At 41.3% G+C, this 18,363-nt stretch carries 14 protein-coding genes; 11 read left to right on the top strand and 3 right to left on the bottom strand.

Translation table 11 applies throughout. The features are described 5' to 3' along the window. Positions 1 to 408: 408 nt before the first annotated feature. On the bottom strand, positions 409 to 837 hold the full coding sequence (locus tag AUR67_RS20545; RefSeq protein ID WP_058586627.1) for a pilin: 429 nt from the start codon (positions 835 to 837) through the stop codon (positions 409 to 411). Positions 838 to 1,330: 493 nt separating this feature from the next. Continuing rightward, positions 1,331 to 2,179 carry a carboxylating nicotinate-nucleotide diphosphorylase gene (gene nadC, locus AUR67_RS20540; protein WP_058586626.1) on the bottom strand — a complete coding sequence of 283 codons (849 nt, stop codon included), beginning with the start codon at positions 2,177 to 2,179 and terminating at the stop codon, positions 1,331 to 1,333. Between the two features lie 187 nt (positions 2,180 to 2,366). Between nadC and ampD the strand changes: the two genes are divergently transcribed. The 11 genes from ampD to AUR67_RS20480 all read left to right on the top strand — a co-directional run bounded on the left by ampD (position 2,367) and on the right by AUR67_RS20480 (position 17,850). After that, positions 2,367 to 2,909, top strand: coding sequence for a 1,6-anhydro-N-acetylmuramyl-L-alanine amidase AmpD (gene ampD, locus AUR67_RS20535; RefSeq protein WP_058586625.1), 543 nt, complete (start codon positions 2,367 to 2,369; stop codon positions 2,907 to 2,909). 21 nt (positions 2,910 to 2,930) lie between these two features. After that, positions 2,931 to 3,782: a beta-lactamase regulator AmpE gene (ampE, locus tag AUR67_RS20530; RefSeq protein WP_058586624.1), complete on the top strand. Its 852-nt coding sequence runs from the start codon at positions 2,931 to 2,933 to the stop codon at positions 3,780 to 3,782. 526 nt (positions 3,783 to 4,308) lie between these two features. After that, the gene (gene pdhR, locus AUR67_RS20525) at positions 4,309 to 5,058 is read left to right on the top strand and encodes a pyruvate dehydrogenase complex transcriptional repressor PdhR (protein WP_036965924.1); all 750 of its coding nucleotides are present in this window, start codon (positions 4,309 to 4,311) and stop codon (positions 5,056 to 5,058) included. 84 nt (positions 5,059 to 5,142) lie between these two features. After that, positions 5,143 to 7,809 (top strand): pyruvate dehydrogenase (acetyl-transferring), homodimeric type, encoded by a 2,667-nt coding sequence (aceE, locus tag AUR67_RS20520; RefSeq protein WP_058586623.1) that lies wholly within the window; start codon positions 5,143 to 5,145, stop codon positions 7,807 to 7,809. Positions 7,810 to 7,818: 9 nt separating this feature from the next. Then, positions 7,819 to 9,717, top strand: coding sequence for a pyruvate dehydrogenase complex dihydrolipoyllysine-residue acetyltransferase (aceF, locus tag AUR67_RS20515; RefSeq protein ID WP_058586622.1), 1,899 nt, complete (start codon positions 7,819 to 7,821; stop codon positions 9,715 to 9,717). 188 nt (positions 9,718 to 9,905) lie between these two features. Then, a complete protein-coding gene (lpdA, locus tag AUR67_RS20510) occupies positions 9,906 to 11,330 on the top strand; it encodes a dihydrolipoyl dehydrogenase (RefSeq protein WP_054562783.1) in 1,425 nt (474 codons plus the stop codon). Between the two features lie 349 nt (positions 11,331 to 11,679). Further along, complete coding sequence (locus AUR67_RS20505; RefSeq protein ID WP_058586649.1) at positions 11,680 to 12,342, top strand: tRNA-uridine aminocarboxypropyltransferase; 663 nt, start codon at positions 11,680 to 11,682, stop codon at positions 12,340 to 12,342. Positions 12,343 to 13,132: 790 nt separating this feature from the next. Further along, complete coding sequence (locus AUR67_RS20495) at positions 13,133 to 14,137, top strand: Fe(3+) ABC transporter substrate-binding protein (RefSeq protein WP_055197654.1); 1,005 nt, start codon at positions 13,133 to 13,135, stop codon at positions 14,135 to 14,137. A gap of 77 nt (positions 14,138 to 14,214) precedes the next feature. Next, entirely contained in the window at positions 14,215 to 15,849 is a 1,635-nt protein-coding gene (locus AUR67_RS20490) for an ABC transporter permease (RefSeq protein WP_058586620.1), read from the top strand. Next, positions 15,846 to 16,889 carry an ABC transporter ATP-binding protein gene (locus AUR67_RS20485; protein ID WP_058586619.1) on the top strand — a complete coding sequence of 348 codons (1,044 nt, stop codon included), beginning with the start codon at positions 15,846 to 15,848 and terminating at the stop codon, positions 16,887 to 16,889. The genes AUR67_RS20490 and AUR67_RS20485 overlap by 4 nt, the downstream gene beginning before the upstream one ends. Positions 16,890 to 16,950: 61 nt before the next feature. Beyond that, positions 16,951 to 17,850 (top strand): Dyp-type peroxidase, encoded by a 900-nt coding sequence (locus tag AUR67_RS20480; RefSeq protein ID WP_054562779.1) that lies wholly within the window; start codon positions 16,951 to 16,953, stop codon positions 17,848 to 17,850. On the opposite strand, the gene argR is transcribed toward AUR67_RS20480, so the two are convergent. After that, a complete protein-coding gene (gene argR / locus AUR67_RS20475; RefSeq protein WP_054551012.1) occupies positions 17,847 to 18,314 on the bottom strand; it encodes a transcriptional regulator ArgR in 468 nt (155 codons plus the stop codon). The two genes, AUR67_RS20480 and argR, sit on opposite strands and share 4 nt — an antisense overlap. Positions 18,315 to 18,363 lie beyond the last annotated feature (49 nt).

Below are 18,363 nucleotides of genomic sequence, written 5' to 3'. Positions count from 1 at the left end.
TCCAAGCTTTGTGACTGAAAAATAAATTTGGGTAAACAAGACTAGTAATGCTTAGTATTAAGCTCGTAATAATGAGCCAAGATACAATTATTAAAAATATATCTGAAAATCTTTTCTTAAAAAATGTTTTTACATTGCTGGATATTATATTAGCAATAAAGCTAAAAAAGAATAATGAGAGGATTATTCCAATTATAAATCTAAATAAATATAAAATAATTGGAAAGGTAAATTGAAAGTTTTCAAACTTATCTTTGAAGTTTGTTCCTTTAAACTCAAAGTCTGGGTAGTTTAATATCCAAGTAAATGTAAATAGTATAAAAAGGGTCGTTGAAATAAAAAAGTGTATTCGCATAAGAGTGTAGTTAGCTCAAGTTTAGTTTTGCTAAACTTGAGCTATATTCTGTTTTAACGACAGTTAGCTGGTACATATTTGTCGTCGACAGTACCAGTATTACATGTCCAAGTTATAGTACCGCCAGTAGATGCTACAGAAGGAACGAATACTAAAGTGGCGTTATCAGTAACCTTACTGTTAAAAGTTACAGTAATAGCGCCACCTGCACCAACAGAAACAGTTTTTACTGCATTCCCAGTCATGTCTCCACTATCAGGTAAACCTGCTAATGTATTAGAGGTAGGCATTACACCTTGAGATACATAGTATTCAGTAACCGCACCTTTTGCTCCAGCAGCTAAGCCCATACCTTCACTAACGTGTGCGCGTTTAGTGTAATCTTGATAAGCAGGCAGTGCTACCGCTGCCAAAATACCGATGATTGCAACTACAATCATTAATTCAATTAGGGTGAAACCCTGTTGCTTTTGTTGTGTCATTTGTTCCTCTCCTAAAGGATATGATGATTTAGTAAGTTTAGCTGTAACTTCAGCGTTGTAAAACCAGTGCTCAATTTACAGGATAAATCTTACAGTTTTACTTAAAACTACTTTTATTAACCTTTAAATGTTAACAAAGCAGTAAAAACTTTACTTGTTAAGCGTGTATAAATTTACTTTAGCATCAATAAATGTTTTTGGAAGCTATTTTCCTGTTCAGTAAGCAGTTTTTCAGAACTTTCCTACCTTTGTTTGATGTAAAATAAGCTTAGTTACACATATTTGTACTATTTATAGACACCGCATCCTTGCAGGAACTTATTGAATTGATTGCAATCTTGTGTAGGTTCAGGACGTGCGTATACAAAATAGTCAAAAGCGCTGAAAAGATATTGATTTTTTGTTATCTGTTCAGGCTTTTGATGTATTTAATGCTTTTTTTATTTTCTTGTCAACGAATTAGGTAAAACATTAAGTGCGTACAAGAGAAATTTTAGCCGTTAAATCTCATTGAAAGATCGATTGATTGTAAATTTTTTGTAAGTGCGCCACTTGAAATAAAGTCAACACCGGCCTGTGAATAGGCTTTTAAAGTTTCAAGAGTCATGTTGCCAGATACCTCAAGCTTTGCTCGCTTGTCTGTTAGCACAACTGCTTGTTGAATTTGCTCTACAGTAAAGTTATCAAGCATGATGATATCAGCACCAGCTGTGATCGCTTGTTCAAGCTCATCAAGTGATTCTACTTCTACTTCAACTGGTTTAGTCGGGTGGTTTAATTTAGCTTGAGCGACTGCTTTATCAATAGCACCACAGGCTGCAATGTGGTTTTCTTTAATTAGGAACGCATCAAAAAGACCGATGCGGTGATTCGCGCCACCACCACACTTTACAGCGTATTTTTGTAACGCACGTAAACCTGGAATTGTTTTACGCGTGTCGAGTAGCTGCGTAGTCGTGCCCTCAAGCTCTTTTACATAATGAGCGGTTGTTGTTGCTGTACCTGATAGTGTTTGTACAAAGTTAAGGGCTGTGCGCTCTGCGGTTAAAATTGCGCGAGCTGAGCCTGATGCTGTAAATAGGGTGCTATTTGCAGCTACTTTGTCGCCGTCATTAACGAGTACGTCAACTTCAACAGAAGGATCAACTTGCTTAAAAACTTCTAAAATAATGTCTTTACCACAAAATACACAGTCTTCACGGGTAATTACCTTGGCATTGGCTAGCTCGTTTGCTGGAATTAGTTGCGCGGTAATATCACCGTCATTTGCGCTTTGGTAATCTAAATCTTCATCAAGGGCGAGTTTTACCAGTTGGCTAATTAAAGTGTGAGGGACTGACATGTCGAAAGCTCATTGTTTATTAATAAATTGGCGAAATTTTACTATGTTTAACCCCTTAATAGAAGACAAAGATCGGCCACAGTCAAGTATCCTTACTCTTACTTTAAGTGATTGAATTAAAGCAACTAGACCCTGAGATTTTAACCCTTTACACTATTTAACTTTATTGTCATCGTTAGTTTTTAATATGCATATAAATGAATTGGGCCAATTAAACAATGTGTTACAAAGGCCCTGTACACATTACGATGAGCGTCCTGAGGGCGAGGTTTCATTACTTGTTATTCATAATATTTCATTGCCAGCAGGGGAGTTTGCCACGCCTTATGTTGATGATTTATTTATGGGGGCAATTGATTGTACGGCACACGAAAGCTTTGCAGATTTAAAAGGCTTAAGAGTATCTGCGCATTGCTTTATTCGCCGCACTGGTGAAGTTATTCAGTACGTGCCTTTTGAAAAACGAGCTTGGCATGCTGGTATCTCAATGTTTGAAGGTCGAGAGCGCTGCAATGATTTTAGTGTGGGCATTGAGCTTGAAGGGACCGACACTCTGGCGTATACCCAAGCCCAGTATAATGCATTACACTTAGTGACTAAGGCGTTGATGGCAAAGTACCCTGAGATAAACCGTTCACGCATTGTTGGTCATTGTGATATTGCTCCGGGCAGAAAAACTGACCCAGGTGCGAGTTTTGATTGGCAATACTATTTTGATTTAGTGTTTTAGTTAAAGGATATAGGTAAAAGCATGATCTTAATTTCAATAATTATTGCTTTGGTAATTGAGCGTTTAGGTGCTCGCGCTGATTATTGGCAAATCGATTTTTATGCCAATACCTATCTAAAGCATTCGCAAAAACAACTCTCAGAAAAAGGCTTATTTAATTCACCAATTGGTTTTTTGATTTGGTTAATGCTGCCTGTCGTTGCCGCAGGTTTAGTTTATCAACTCTCTGATTTTATTATTTGGCAACTAGCTGTGAGTGTTGCTGTGCTACTGGTGTGTTTTGGCTGTGCTAAGCAACGTGCTCTATATAAGTCTTACTTAAATGCGTTAACCCGCAACGATCAAGAAGCGGCTACCTTATTTGCATTACAGATGGGTCAAAAGAAAACAGAAGATGAGCCTCATGGTGAAACTTTTGGCCAAACTTTAGCTTGGTTAAATTTTCGCTTTTACTGTGCAGTTATTTTTTGGTTTGTGGTTTTAGGTGTACCTGGCGCGGTTCTTTATGCGCTAGTTCGAACCTTTGCTGATAAAGTTAGAGACGACCATCAAGTGGCTTACGCTAAACGTTTTAAACTGATCCATAGCTTACTATTTTGGCTCGATTGGTTACCAGCACGGGTTGCAAGCTTTGGTTATTTAGTGATTGGTAACTTTAATAAAGGTACCAATTGTTGGCTGAAGTATGTGCTCGACTTTTCAGTGAGCAACCGCAAAGTAGTTACGCAAACTGCACTTGCCGCTGAGCAAATTGAGCAGCAACATTTTGGCTGCACTTATGAAGCCACCTGTATGATGAAACTTGTAAAAAGAAATGTATTGTTCTTTTTAGTGATCATCGCAGCATTAACCCTGTTTGGTGGATTGGCGTAGAGTGTAAAGTTAGTGAGTTACGAGAGGTAGGACTGGCTTTAGCCGGGAATGTGTTTGAGTTAGCAAGTTACAATAGTAAAGCTCGTTGTATAACTTTATTCATTAATCGCTCTACTAATGCACTTCGATTGAGTTTTAATTTTTCAGCACTGAAGTGCATCCTACTTCGAATATTTTTCAGCATTCAATTCAACGATGCGGGGTAAATCCGCTGCTACAAAGCTACTCAATTCAACTAACATCTAAAACCTGAACTCTAAAAGCTTTGTCTATCAATCTGGTCTGACCATTTATTTTTTATTGTTTTTTCCTTCAGAAAAAGCCACTTTAATCCATACTGTTTAATCTTTAGACGAATTACGTTAGGGTGTAACTAGGCGCTGAACGTAGTGAAATTGACAGAAATACGGGTTTTTGATAACGTATGCGACAAATTTGGTATGACCAATTTACCTTTTTGGTCAAAGCACAAGGCTAAATACCCGATATTTATGGGGTTAGCGCATAACAATGCGGACGTTAATAAATGTCTTTAAAGATTAAAGCAGCAAAATTATCTGATGTAATTTTACAACAACTTGAGAATATGATTCTTGAGGGGTCGTTAGCGCCAGGCGAAAAGCTGCCTCCTGAACGTGAATTAGCGAAACAATTTGAAGTATCGCGACCTTCGCTGCGTGAGGCGATTCAAAAGCTAGAAGCTAAGGGGTTAGTAACGCGTCGCCAAGGTGGTGGAACGTTCGTAAAAAATCAGCTTGAAGAGGGGCTCACTGATCCGCTTTTTGATTTGATTAGTAAGCATCCAGAGTCACAATTTGATTTACTCGAATTTCGTCATGCCCTTGAAGGAATAGCAGCATATTATGCAGCTATGCGCGGCACAACGAATGACTTCAAAAAAGTAAAACAAAGCTTTGACAACATTGCGCTCGTTAATGACGACATTGTGCAAAAAGCAAAAGCAATTAATGCATTCCATTTTAGTGTGGCAGAAGCGTCTCATAACGTTGTACTGCTACATTTAGTACGTGGTATGCAGGCCTTGCTAGAGCAAAATGTATTACAGAATTTAACTGTACTGTTAAAAAAACCACAGATCAGCCAGCAGCTCGCAGAACATAGACGACTGTTGATGGATGCGGTTATTGAAGGAAACCCAGAGCAAGCACGCCTTGCTAGTAATGCTCACTTAGCCTTTATTGAAGAAGCCTTACTTGAGGCTGGCAAAGAGCATTCGCGGATTGAACGTAGTTTAAGACGCACCAAACAACATTAAGCAAGTGATTAGCTAAGTTTAGTTAACTACTTAATTTAAGATTTATTAAAATAATTAGTATTTTAAACATAAGGAAACCTCCATATGTCTGAAGTCAATAAAATTGACGTAGACGCGCTAGAAACACAAGAGTGGTTACAAGCCCTTGAGTCTGTTGTGCGTGAAGAAGGTGTTGAACGTGCTCAATTCTTACTTGAGCAAGTGTTAGAGCAAGCCCGTTTAGACGGTGTTGATATGCCTACTGGCACAACCACTAACTACGTTAATACCATTCCGGTAGATCAAGAACCTGCTTATCCAGGTGACGTAAACATTGAACGTCGTATCCGTTCAATCATTCGTTGGAATGCGATCATGATCGTATTACGCGCGTCGAAAAAAGATCTAGACTTAGGCGGCCATATGGCTTCTTACCAGTCTTCAGCTGCATTTTATGAAGTATGTTTTAACCACTTCTTCAAAGCACCAAACGATGTAGATGGCGGTGATTTAGTTTATTACCAAGGTCACATTTCTCCAGGCATCTATGCACGTGCATTTGTTGAAGGTCGTTTAACCGCTGAGCAGCTTGATAACTTCCGTCAAGAAGTTGATGGTAAAGGTCTTCCTTCATACCCACACCCTAAGTTAATGCCTGAATTCTGGCAGTTCCCTACGGTATCAATGGGTCTTGGTCCAATTGCATCAATCTACCAAGCTCGTTTCTTAAAATACCTAGATGGTCGTGGCTTAAAAGACACTAAAAACCAACGTGTATACGCTTTCTTAGGCGATGGTGAAATGGATGAGCCAGAATCACGTGGTGCAATCTCATTCGCTGCGCGTGAGAAGCTAGATAACCTATGTTACCTAATCAACTGTAACTTACAGCGTTTAGATGGCCCGGTAATGGGTAACGGTAAGATCATTCAAGAGCTTGAAGGCCTATTCAAAGGTGCGGGCTGGAACGTGATTAAAGTTGTATGGGGTAGTGGTTGGGATATCCTACTTGCTAAAGATACATCAGGTAAATTACTGCAGTTAATGAACGAAACTATTGACGGTGATTACCAAACCTATAAAGCAAAAGACGGTGCATATGTTCGTGAGCACTTCTTCGGTCGTTACCCAGAAACAGCAGCACTTGTTGCTGATATGACTGATGAAGAAATCTTCGCACTTAAGCGTGGTGGTCATGAGCCTTCAAAACTTTACGCTGCATTCAAAAAAGCGGAAGAAACCAAAGACCGTCCAACTGTGATCCTAGCTAAAACTGTAAAAGGTTACGGCATGGGTGAAGCGGCTGAAGGTAAAAACATCGCGCACCAAGTTAAGAAAATGGACATGACTCATGTTGAGCACCTACGTTCACGTTTAGGTCTACAAGATTTAGTTTCTGATGAAGAAATTAAAGACTTACCATATCTTACTCTTGAAGAGGGCTCTGAAGAGTACAAGTATCTTCACGCTCGCCGTGAAGCGCTACAAGGTTACACACCTAAGCGTATTCCTAAGTTTTCTGAAAGCTTAACATTGCCAGAAGTTGACGCGTTCAAGCCACTACTTGAAGAGCAAAAACGTGACATCTCTACAACAATGGGCTTTGTACGTGCACTTAACGTGTTACTAAAAGACAAAGGCATTGGTAAAAACATCGTTCCTATCATCGCTGATGAAGCGCGTACATTTGGTATGGAAGGTTTATTCCGTCAAATCGGTATTTACAACCCGCATGGCCAAAACTACACACCACAAGACCGTGACATCGTTTCTTACTATAAAGAAGCAACATCAGGTCAGGTACTACAAGAAGGTATCAACGAGTTAGGTGCAATGTCTTCATGGGTTGCTGCTGCAACATCATACAGCACTAACGATTTACCAATGATCCCATTCTACATCTACTACTCAATGTTTGGTTTTCAACGTGTAGGTGATATGGCGTGGATGGCCGGTGACCAACAAGCACGTGGTTTCTTACTAGGTGCTACGGCAGGTCGTACTACACTAAACGGTGAAGGTTTACAGCACGAAGATGGTCACAGCCATATTCTTGCTAACACGGTTCCTAACTGTATTTCTTATGACCCTACATTTGCGTTCGAAGTAGCGGTAATCATGCAAGACGGTATCCGTCGCATGTACGGTGAAGACCAAGAAAACGTGTTCTACTATCTAACGCTAATGAACGAAAACTACCATCAACCAGCAATGCCAGAAGGCGCTGAAGAAGGTATTCGTAAAGGTATCTACAAGCTAGAAACTGTGGCTGGCGATAAAGCGAAAGTACAGTTACTAGGTTCAGGTACTATCATGATTGAGGTGCGTAAAGCGGCACAAATCCTGAGCGAAGAGTATGGTATTGGTTCAGATGTATTCTCTGTAACATCATTCAACGAGTTAACTCGTGACGGTCAAGACGCTGAGCGTTTCAACATGCTTAACCCTGAAGCAGAGCAAAAGACTGCTTACATCACGAACGCATTAACAGATGCCGTTACTGTTGCAGCAACAGACTACATGAAGAACTACGCAGAACAAGTTCGTTCATTCGTACCAAGCAGCAACTACAAAGTATTAGGTACTGATGGTTACGGTCGTTCTGATAGCCGTGAAAACTTACGTCGTCACTTCGAAGTGAATGCTGGTTATGTTGTGGTTGCAACACTATCTGAGCTTGCTAAACGTGGTGAAGTTGAGAAGTCAGTAGTTGTTGAAGCAATCAAGAAATTCGACATCGACACAAACAAAGTTAACCCGCTATACGCATAAGAGGTTCCAATGAGTATTGAAATTAATGTACCAGATATCGGTGGCGATGAAGTTGAAGTAACCGAAATCCTTGTTAGCGTTGGTGATAAGGTTGAGGTTGACCAATCGTTATTAACGGTTGAAGGCGACAAAGCATCAATGGAAGTACCTGCTGCGCAGGCTGGTACGGTTAAAGAAATTAAAGTAGCTGAAGGTGATACGGTAACTACTGGTTCACTTATCATGATCTTCGAAGGTGAAGAACAAGCTGCGGCTCCTGCAGAGGCTAAAGAAGAGGCGCCAGCTCCAGCAGCTGCGCCTGCAGCTTCTGCTACACAGGAAGTAACTGTGCCAGATATCGGCGATGATGAAGTTGAAGTAACTGAAATCATGGTTGCGGTAGGTGACACGGTTGAAGAAGAGCAATCTTTATTAAGCGTTGAAGGCGATAAAGCATCAATGGAAGTACCTGCTCCAATCGCGGGTACGGTTAAAGAGATCAAAATCGCGACTGGCGATAAAGTGAAAACGGGCTCTCTAATCTTCGTTTTTGAAACAGCTTCAAGCGGTTCAGAAGCGCCAGCTGCAGAATCAGCACCAGCTGAAACAGCGCCGGCAGCAGCGGCATCAAGCACTAAAGAAGTTAACGTGCCTGATATCGGTGGTGACGAAGTTGAAGTAACTGAAGTGATGGTTGCTGTTGGCGACAAGGTTGAAGAAGATCAGTCAATCTTAAACGTTGAAGGCGATAAAGCATCAATGGAAGTACCAGCACCATTTGCCGGTACTGTTAAAGAAATCAAAGTAGCTGCTGGGGATAAAGTATCAACTGGCTCACTTATCTTTGTATTTGAAGTAGCGGGTAGTGCACCAGCTGCAGCGGCACCTGCTCCTGCAAAAGCTGAAGCAGCGCCTGCTCCTGCAGCAAAAGCGCCTGCGGCTGAAAAGCCAACATCAGCACCTGCAAGCAACGAAGGTTTTGCAGATAACAAAGCGTATGCACATGCATCGCCTGTTGTACGTCGTTTAGCGCGTGAGTTTGGTATTAACCTAGCAAACGTAAAAGGCACGGGTCGTAAGAATCGTGTTGTGAAAGAAGACGTACAAAACTACGTGAAAGATCTTGTGAAGAAAGTTGAGTCAGGTCAGCTATCTGCAGGTAAAGGTAATGCCGGTGGCGGTGAGTTAGGTCTTATCCCTTGGCCTAAGGTTGATTTTGCTAAGTTTGGTGAAATTGAGGAGAAGAAACTTTCTCGTATCCAGAAGCTATCAGGTGCTAACTTACATCGTAACTGGGTGCAAATCCCGCATGTTACACAGTTTGACGAAGCTGATATCACAAGCCTTGAAGCATTCCGCAAAGAGCAAAATGCGCTTGCTGAGAAGAAAAAGCTGGGTGTTAAAATCACACCACTTGTATTTGTGATGAAAGCAGCGGCGAAAGCATTGGCTGAATTCCCAACGTTTAACTCTTCACTGTCTGAAGACGGCGAAAGCTTAATCTTGAAGAAATATATCAACATTGGTGTTGCAGTTGATACGCCAAATGGTCTAGTTGTTCCAGTGTTCAAAGATGTTGATAAGAAAGGCATCATTGAGCTTTCTCGTGAGTTAATGGATATTTCTAAGAAAGCACGTGAAGGCAAACTAACTTCATCTGATATGCAAGGCGGTTGTTTCACAATCTCAAGCCTTGGTGGTATCGGTGGTACAGCGTTCACGCCAATTGTGAATGCGCCAGAAGTTGCTATCTTGGGTGTATCTAAGTCAGAAATGAAACCTAAGTGGAATGGCAAAGAGTTTGAACCTAAATTAATGGTTCCATTATCAATGTCATACGACCATAGGGTTATTGACGGTGCACTAGCAGCACGCTTTACTGTGACGCTAGCAAGCTACATGAGCGATATTCGTCAATTGGTGATGTAATCGTCTCATAATTTATAAGAATCAAATCCCAGCAAGTTGTTTTTTGCTGGGATTTTTACCATTGGCAATGATACAATCTTTGCCATAGAACAATCTTGGTATAGATATCTGCTCTCCCTTTCTGCCTTGCAGAAACATGGCAGTTAAACTTAGGGGCAGTGTCCCGTTCAAACATTTAAGGTAATAGCATGAGCAACGAATTAAAAACTCAAGTTGTTGTACTAGGCGGTGGTCCTGGTGGTTATTCTGCGGCTTTCCGTGCTGCTGACTTGGGCTTAGAAGTTACACTGGTAGAATCTCGCAACACATTAGGCGGTGTATGTCTAAATGTGGGTTGTATTCCTTCAAAAGCACTTTTACACGTAGCTAAAGTGATTGATGACGCAGCTGAAATGTCATCTCACGGCGTTACTTTTGGCAAGCCTGAAATCGACCTAGACAAAATCCGTGATTGGAAAGAGTCTGTAATCGGTCAACTAACTGGCGGCCTAGACGGCATGGCTAAAATGCGTAAAGTGAAAGTAGTTAGCGGCTACGGTAAATTCACTGGTAGCAACACACTTGCTGTTGAAGGTGAAGACGGTACAACAACAATCACTTTTGACAATGCTATTATTGCAGCGGGTTCTCAACCTGTTAACTTACCTTTCATCCCTGAAGATGACCGTGTAATTGACTCAACAGGTGCGCTAGAGCTTAAAGACGTTCCTGAGAAACTACTAGTTTTAGGTGGTGGTATCATCGGTCTTGAGATGGGTACTGTATACCGTGCACTAGGTTCTGAAATCGACGTAGTTGAGTTTGCTGATCAATTAGTACCAGCAGCTGATAAAGACGTTATCAAGATCTACCAAAAATACGTTAAGAACAAGTTCAACGTAATGCTTTCTACTAAAGTTGTTGGCGTTGAAGCGAAAGAAGACGGTCTATACGTTTCATTCGAAGGCAAAAACGCACCAGCTGACGCAGTACGTTACGACAAAGTACTTGTTGCTGTTGGCCGTACACCTAACGGTAAATTACTTGACGCTGATAAAGCAGGCGTTAACGTTGATGAGCGTGGTTTCATCAATGTTGATAAGCAACTTAAAACAAACGTTGATCACATCTTCGCTATCGGTGATATCGTTGGTCAACCAATGCTTGCGCACAAAGCGGTTCACGAAGCTCACGTTGCTGCAGAAGTTATCTCTGGTCAGAAACACTTCTTCGATCCTAAGTGCATTCCTTCAATTGCATACACAGATCCAGAAATCGCATGGGTTGGTGTAACTGAGAAAGAAGCTAAAGAGCAAGGTTTAAGCATCGAAACTGCTGTATTCCCTTGGGCTGCTTCTGGTCGTGCAATCGCTTCAGCACGTACTGAAGGTCAAACTAAGCTAATCTTCGATAAAGACTCAGGTCGCGTTATCGGTGGTGCTATGGTTGGTATCAACGCAGGTGAAATGCTAGGTGAAATCGGCTTAGCAGTTGAAATGGGCGCAGACGGTGAAGACCTAGCGTTAACTATTCACGCTCACCCAACGTTAAACGAATCAATCGGTCTAGCTGCTGAAATCTTCGAAGGTTCAATCACTGACCTTCCAAACAAAAAAGCAGTTAAAAAGAAGTAAGTTCTTTTGACTAATCGTTATAAAAACCCAGCTCCGGCTGGGTTTTTTGTTTTCTTAGAGGTTAGATATCAGATGTCAGTCGTTAGTTGATCGAGAGAGTTGTTTTATTTTTTGTAATTGAACAAAAGCTTGTTATTCATGAAATGAATTATACTTGTTTAACCACTAACCACTAACCACTAACCACTAACCACTAACCACTAACCACTAACCACTAACCACTAACCACTAACCACTAACCACTAACCACTTAGATCAATATCTATTCCCCATATTTTTAGCTACAATACGCGCCGTTTAATTATCTGGTAAATACACAGTGGCTACTATCTCAAATAATTCAGTGTTAATGCTTCGTGCTCAGCAAATGACTGAGTCTCGTCGTGAATTCAAAGCGCGAGGAGCAAAGCTAACGCGTTGTGAGCGTTGTTTATTAGCGGAACACTATTGTATTTGTGAAGGCGTTGAGCAAGCTCAGTGTGATGCCGCGGTCTGTTTACTTATGTACCATAATGAGAGTTTTAAGCCGTCAAATACTGGCCGTTTAATTGCTGAAATCGTGCCAGATAACCATGCCTTTAAGTGGGATAGAACAAATCCAGATGAAGCCTTATTAAGCTTGTTGGCAGATCCTCAGTATCAGCCAATGGTTATTTTTCCTGCCAGCGATGTTGATGATGAAGCGCGCGTGATCACCGAAGTAACTCCTGTTGCAGGTAAGCGTCCATTGTTTATCTTCTTAGATGGTACTTGGCGCGAAGCAAAGAAAATGATCCGTAAAAGCCCTTATCTAGATAATTTTCCTGTGCTTTCAATTACGCCTGAAAAGCTATCTGATTATCGATTACGTGTTGCCCCGCATGAGCATCAACTAGGCACCGCTGAGGTGGCTATTATGGTACTTGCCCTTGCAGGTGAAGAAGATGCTACACAAAAGCTTGAGCAACATTTTATTAAGTTTAGAGATGCCTATCTGCTAGGTAAGCGTAATAAGGGACGCCCAGAAAAATAACTCTTTACTAAATTTTAGGCAAAAGAAAAGCGCGTACTATCTCTAGTCGCGCTTGCGGAATCTTCTTAATTTTTTGCATCCTGCAATTGAATCTAATCAACTCCCTAAACTTTGCCAATCCATGCGATTACACTTTACTTATTGGTTCTGTGCAATATAAGGCAATCCCGCCTTGTTTCCTTGTTAGTCCTTTACATCCTTGCTGGTAAATACTTTACCACTCCTTTACGTGCCATCCTGACACTATCCCTTTGTTTGCAAATCCGTTGCGATGCCCTAACGGCCTGTCCTTTATTCCACTTTTTGAACTTCCTGTATAACAACGTCCTGTTGTCATGCCATTCCACATCATCCTGATGTTGTCCGTAGGTTGTCACTCCATTGCGTTACTCTTCCTGAGCCTGTCCTTGATTCCTTATTCTCCTAATGAACCTTATTCCGCGGTATTATGAGTAATGCTTCCTTATCCATCTACTCATTAAGCTTCTTGCTTAGTTGATGTAAGTAATTATAGAGAAATGGGCAAAGCTGAGTAGGTCAAAATCTTACTTAATCTGCTGGTTATTTTATTGTCATTTAAAGTATGTTGTTATATTTCAATTGTTTACCTTGTTTTGTGCAGTGTTTACTGGTGGTTTTTACTCAATAACTGCCATGTGGGTGAGATATGTCTTACATGCAAATTCCTAAATGGCAGTTAGGTTGATTGAAATATAAGTTTAAATGGGTGCACTTTGCCCTAACTCTAGGTAAAATATTTTGATAATTGTTACTATTTAGGTGCTATAAAATGAAGAAAACAGCCTTAGTATTACTTAGCGCATTATTAAGCGCGCCTACATTCGCTGCAGATGTAGTCAATATTTACTCGTTTCGTCAACCATTCTTAATTCAGCCTATTTTGGATGATTTCACTAAGCAAACAGGTATTAAAACTAATGTGGTTTTTGCCAAAAAAGGTTTGATTGAGCGTGTAAAGCGTGAAGGTAAGCACAGTAAGGCTGATTTAGTATTAACCTCAAATTTTAGTGCGCTAATTCAATTAGAAGATTTAGGCTTAACGCAATCAATTAATAGTGATGTGGTTAATGCGAATGTGCCAAGCACTTTTCGTGATGCCGACGGTCAATGGATAGCACTTACTAAACGTGTACGTAATGTTTACTCTGCAAAAGAGCGTGTTGGTGCACTTGCTGAATTAACTTACGAAGATTTAGCAGACCCAAAATACAAAGGCAAGATCTGCACACGCTCTGGTAAACACCCTTACAATTTAGGTTTAGTTGCCTCTATGGTTGCTCACCATGGCGAAGCAAAAACTAAGCAATGGCTTGAGGGCGTAAAAGCCAATTTAGCACGTAAGCCGCAGGGCAATGATAGAGCGCAAGTCAAAGCCGTGAAAGAAGGTTTATGCGATTTGGCGTTAGGCAATAGCTACTATTTTGGCAAAATGATGCAAGATGAGCAGCAAAAATCATGGGCTGAAGCGGTTTATATCAACTTCCCTAACCAAACAAACCGTGGTTCTCATATTAATGTATCGGGCGTTGTTATGACCCGTTATGCTAAAAACCCTGAAAATGCCTTGAAACTGGTTGAGTATATGACCGACAATAAGGCGCAAAATATGTATGCTTCAGTTAATATGGAATACCCTGTAAAGCAAGGGGTTGCATTATCTGAGATGGTTGCATCATGGGGTGAGTTTAAAGAAGATAGTCTTCCTCTTGATGAGATCAGCAAATACCGTCCTGTGGCACTGAAGCTGATTGACGAAGTAAAGTTTGATTTATAACGAGGATATTTCTCGTAACACATTTTTATAAAAGCTGTTTTTTAACAGCTTTTATTTTATCTGGTATTAATCCACTTATGCATGTGAAGTTTTCGCTGTCGCGTTGGCAGCTTATAGCCTGGCTTATTGGCCTGTTGCTTGTTACGCCATTAGGCTTTTTATTATTTGAATCTCTGCAAGGAGACTCAGATGTATTTCAGCACCTTTTCAATACTGTGCTGTGGGATTATACCCGTAATACACTCATACTTATTGCAGGGGTAGGGCTGCTGAGCTGTGTAATTGCATTGCCGTTAGCTTGGTTAACTGCATATTGCGAGTTTCCTGGGCGTAAGCAATTTGAATGGGCGTTAATGCTGCCATTAGCAATGCCAACTTATCTAATCGCCTATGTGTATACCGACTTGCTTGATTACGCAGGGCCAGTACAAATAGCCCTTAGAGACTGGTTTGGCTGGCAATCACCAGACGATTACTGGTTTTTTGATATTCGTACATTAGCTGGGGCTATTATTATGATTGCCTTGGTACTCTATCCTTACTTATTCCTTATTTTTAAAACGGCACTCAGAGAGCAGTCTTTTAAACTAGTACAAGCTAGTCAGCTGATGGGGTTATCGCCATTACAAAGCTTTCTGCGCGTTAGTTTACCTCTTGGTCGTGGGGCGATTGTGGCAGGGGTTACATTGATCAGTATGGAAGCTATGGCTGATTTTGCTACCGTTAATTACTTTGCTGTGAGCACACTAACGACCGCTGTTTACGATACATGGCTTGGCTATTACTCATTAACGGCAGCGGCGAAAATTTCAGGCATTATGTTACTGATTTTGTTTTTAACCATCATGGTTGAGCGCTTTAGTCGTCGTAATCAAGCTGTGTATGAACGTCAGTCAAGCGTTAACAGCGCAACCTTGTATCGCTTAAAAGGCGGTGCCGCATGGGCTGCAAGCTTTGCTTGCACCGTTGTGCTGTTACTGGCTTTTATCCTGCCGGTTGGGGTGTTAGTTAAATACGCTATTGTCTATGCAGATGAAGCATGGAATGGGGCATTCTTTAATTACGCTTGGCAAAGCTTTAAAGTGGCTGTTGTGGTGAGTATTACAACTATTCTATTGAGCTTATTGGTATTGTTTTATCAACGTATTGCGAAACAAGCTTACCCTTTGATCCCTGGACGTTTAGCAAGTACTGGCTACGCCTTACCTGGTACTGTGTTAGCTATTGCCGTATTACTACCATTAACTCAGTTAGATGATGCGTTAAACAATTGGCTTGAGCCTTTTGGTTTATCACCAGGGTTACTTTTGAGCGGTACTTTATTTGCGATGATTTTTGCTTATGTTGTACGTTTTTATGCGATTGCGCATGGCGCGCTTGAAAGCAGTTTTTTACGTATTAGCCCATCGCTAGATATGGCCAGCCAATCAATGGGCAAAGGGCCCTTACAAACCCTTTGGCGAGTACATTTACCGCTATTAAAACGCGGCATTCTAACAGCTGGCTTGTTAGTGTTTATTGAATGCATGAAAGAATTACCAGCAGCTCTATTACTTAGACCTTTTAATTTTGAAACCCTAGCAACTCATGTTTTTCAATATGTTAGTGATGAGCAATTGGAGCTTGCGTCAATTTCAGCCTTGTTTATCGTGTTAGTTGGGTTAATCCCTTTGTATTTCGTTAATCGTTCGATGGAGCAAAATCACTCATGAGTCATTTGATAATTAAAGACTTAGCTTATCAGTACAATGCGACTCAGGTGTTGAGTGAACTAAACCTCAATGTTGAACAAGATGAAATCGTCTGTTTGCTTGGCGCAAGTGGCTGCGGCAAAACTACTACCTTAAAGGCAATTGCCGGGATTTTACAGCCTGAGCAAGGTTATATGAGTATTGATTCAAACGTGGTTAACGATAGTGGGCTGTTTGTTGCACCGGAAAAACGTAATATTGGCATGATGTTCCAAGACTATGCGTTGTTTCCTCATTTAACGGTAAGCGACAACATTGCGTTTGGCCTAAGCAATATGAGTAAAGTGCAAAAGCGCGAGCGTGTAGATGAAATGCTTAGCCTTGTTAAACTCGATGGTTGTGCACAGCGATATCCGCACCAGCTTTCTGGTGGACAGCAGCAACGAGTGGCAATAGCCCGTGCACTTGCTTACAAACCAAGTTTATTATTACTTGATGAGCCATTTTCGAATATTGATACACAAGTGCGTTTTGAGCTTATTGCCGATATACGTCGCATTATTAAAGCTCAGCAGGTTTCTGCGGTATTTGTTACCCACTCGAAGGAAGAAGCTTTCGCATTTGCTGACACGCTTGCGGTTATGCATGGTGGAAAAATCGCCCAACAAGGCTCTCCTGAGCAGTTATTTAGCCAACCTAACTCAAAGGTGGTTGCAGAGTTTCTTGGTACGGGCATATACTTAACGGCAAAAGTATTAACGCCAACTGAATATGAGACGGCGTTTGGTGTGGTTCACTCTTTGACGGCGAACAATGCAAATTGTCAGCAAGGTCAAGTGTATATAAGACCACATCATATTCAGTTGTGTGAAGCTGCGCACAGTGACGCAAACAGTTTAACTATCTTGCACAGGCGCTTTATCGGTACGCGTTATGTATATCGTATCAATATTGCAGGGCAAGAGTGTGAAGTTGCTGCAGAGCAAGACCGCGTGTTAGCTGTTGAGCAGCCTGTAAAAATAAAAATAATGCCGCACACAGTCAATTTTTTTCATGATTAGTAATAAATAACAATCTTGAATCCTTGGCTTTGTGCAAATAACGAGAAGCTAAGGATTCACTATGGCGCAAGCGCAATCTGGGATTTGTGCTGAAGCAAACTTACATGGTTTGCACCTGTTTTTTAATGTTTACGATGGCCATGATGAGTCATTACGTAAAAAACTAAAACGCGTTAGCGTCATTCAAGATGAGTTTGCTGATCAGTTCTCAGAAGCCATGCTATCGTGTGTGGTTGCCCTTGGTGCTCAGTATTGGCCGCATATTCTGCCCGAGTTTATCCCTAGCCAATTGCAAAGCTTTCCGAATGTGACTCATAGTGAGCATGTGATTAGTGCTCAGCCATTTGACTTGTTTGTGCAAATTCGCTCAGACCGTGAAGATGTAAACCATCTATTTGCCCTGCAAATCCTAAAATTATTAACACCGGATGTTGAGCTGGTGGAGCAGGTCCGTAATTTTCGGTTTTTAGATGGACGTGATTTTAACGGCTTCATTTATGCAGGCGATACACCTCATGGCCGTCAAAAGCGTAGTACAGCACTTATCGACAAACCGGGTCACTTTGAAGACCAAGGCAGTTATATTCATGTTCAGCGCTTTGTGCATGATTTGAGTGTCTGGCAGCATTTATCGCTGTCTGAGCAAGAGCAAATCATGGGGCGCACGCGTCTAGATAATACCTTGATTGTGCCTGCTGTAGAAACTAGTCATGCGGTTCGTAGTGAATTAAAAGACGAGCATGGCCAGCCACTATTGCTAAACCAAAGCATGCCATTTGGTGATGTGCATAAGCAGGGGATTTTAATGGTTTCGTGTGCTGCGCAAGGGGATGCGTTTGAGCAGGTATTAAAGAGTCGCTTGGGGCAGGGCGATTGCTATGATCATTGGCTCGATTTTACTCAAGCCGATATGGGATCTGCGTTTTTCGCCCCGTCAGTAAACTTCTTAAAGCAACTTTAAACGGTATCGAATAAAGTGCGCACGCGATCAAGCGTCACATCGATTTCAGAAATCTTCGCAGGGGCGATAAAAATAGTGTCGTCGCCTGCAATGGTGCCGAGTACACCATCCGCCTTACCGAGTGAATCAAGTAAACGAGCAATTAATTGTGCTGCGCCTGGACTGGTGCGAATAATAATCATCATTTCGTTATGCATAATATCAATAACAAGCTGACGCAGCGGGCTTTTAGCTGTTGGCACACCCATTTCAGCCGGTAAGCAATAGACCATTTCTTGTTTTGCATTACGAGTACGTACTGCACCGAACTTGCTTAACATGCGAGAGACTTTACTTTGACTAATATTATCAAAGCCTTGCTCTTTTAATGCTTCGACAATCTCACCTTGTGAGCCGAAGTTTTCTTCTTTTAATAGCGCTTTAAACGCTTTGATCAGTGCTTCTTGTTTGTCTTGTGGTTGCATGTTGCCGTTTCTTTATTCATAAAATGTAGGGTAATTCTACACAACTCTG

This window comes from Pseudoalteromonas sp. XI10, from assembly GCF_001469895.1.
GTDB lineage: Bacteria > Pseudomonadota > Gammaproteobacteria > Enterobacterales > Alteromonadaceae > Pseudoalteromonas.
This window is presented reverse-complemented; position numbering and strand designations above follow the sequence as displayed.

What these genes read in the sequence shown, in the direction of transcription:
- lpdA (WP_054562783.1), top strand. Translation starts at nt 9,906, where the DNA reads ATGAGCAACGAATTAAAAACTCAAGTTGTTGTACTAGGCGGTGGTCCT.
- aceF (WP_058586622.1), top strand. Translation starts at nt 7,819, where the DNA reads ATGAGTATTGAAATTAATGTACCAGATATCGGTGGCGATGAAGTTGAA.
- aceE (WP_058586623.1), top strand. Translation starts at nt 5,143, where the DNA reads ATGTCTGAAGTCAATAAAATTGACGTAGACGCGCTAGAAACACAAGAG.
- AUR67_RS20485 (WP_058586619.1), top strand. Translation starts at nt 15,846, where the DNA reads ATGAGTCATTTGATAATTAAAGACTTAGCTTATCAGTACAATGCGACT.
- argR (WP_054551012.1), bottom strand. Translation starts at nt 18,314, where the DNA reads ATGCAACCACAAGACAAACAAGAAGCACTGATCAAAGCGTTTAAAGCG.
- AUR67_RS20505 (WP_058586649.1), top strand. Translation starts at nt 11,680, where the DNA reads ATGCTTCGTGCTCAGCAAATGACTGAGTCTCGTCGTGAATTCAAAGCG.
- pdhR (WP_036965924.1), top strand. Translation starts at nt 4,309, where the DNA reads ATGTCTTTAAAGATTAAAGCAGCAAAATTATCTGATGTAATTTTACAA.
- AUR67_RS20495 (WP_055197654.1), top strand. Translation starts at nt 13,133, where the DNA reads ATGAAGAAAACAGCCTTAGTATTACTTAGCGCATTATTAAGCGCGCCT.
- nadC (WP_058586626.1), bottom strand. Translation starts at nt 2,179, where the DNA reads ATGTCAGTCCCTCACACTTTAATTAGCCAACTGGTAAAACTCGCCCTT.
- AUR67_RS20480 (WP_054562779.1), top strand. Translation starts at nt 16,951, where the DNA reads ATGGCGCAAGCGCAATCTGGGATTTGTGCTGAAGCAAACTTACATGGT.
- ampD (WP_058586625.1), top strand. Translation starts at nt 2,367, where the DNA reads ATGCATATAAATGAATTGGGCCAATTAAACAATGTGTTACAAAGGCCC.
- AUR67_RS20490 (WP_058586620.1), top strand. Translation starts at nt 14,215, where the DNA reads ATGCATGTGAAGTTTTCGCTGTCGCGTTGGCAGCTTATAGCCTGGCTT.
- ampE (WP_058586624.1), top strand. Translation starts at nt 2,931, where the DNA reads ATGATCTTAATTTCAATAATTATTGCTTTGGTAATTGAGCGTTTAGGT.
- AUR67_RS20545 (WP_058586627.1), bottom strand. Translation starts at nt 837, where the DNA reads ATGACACAACAAAAGCAACAGGGTTTCACCCTAATTGAATTAATGATT.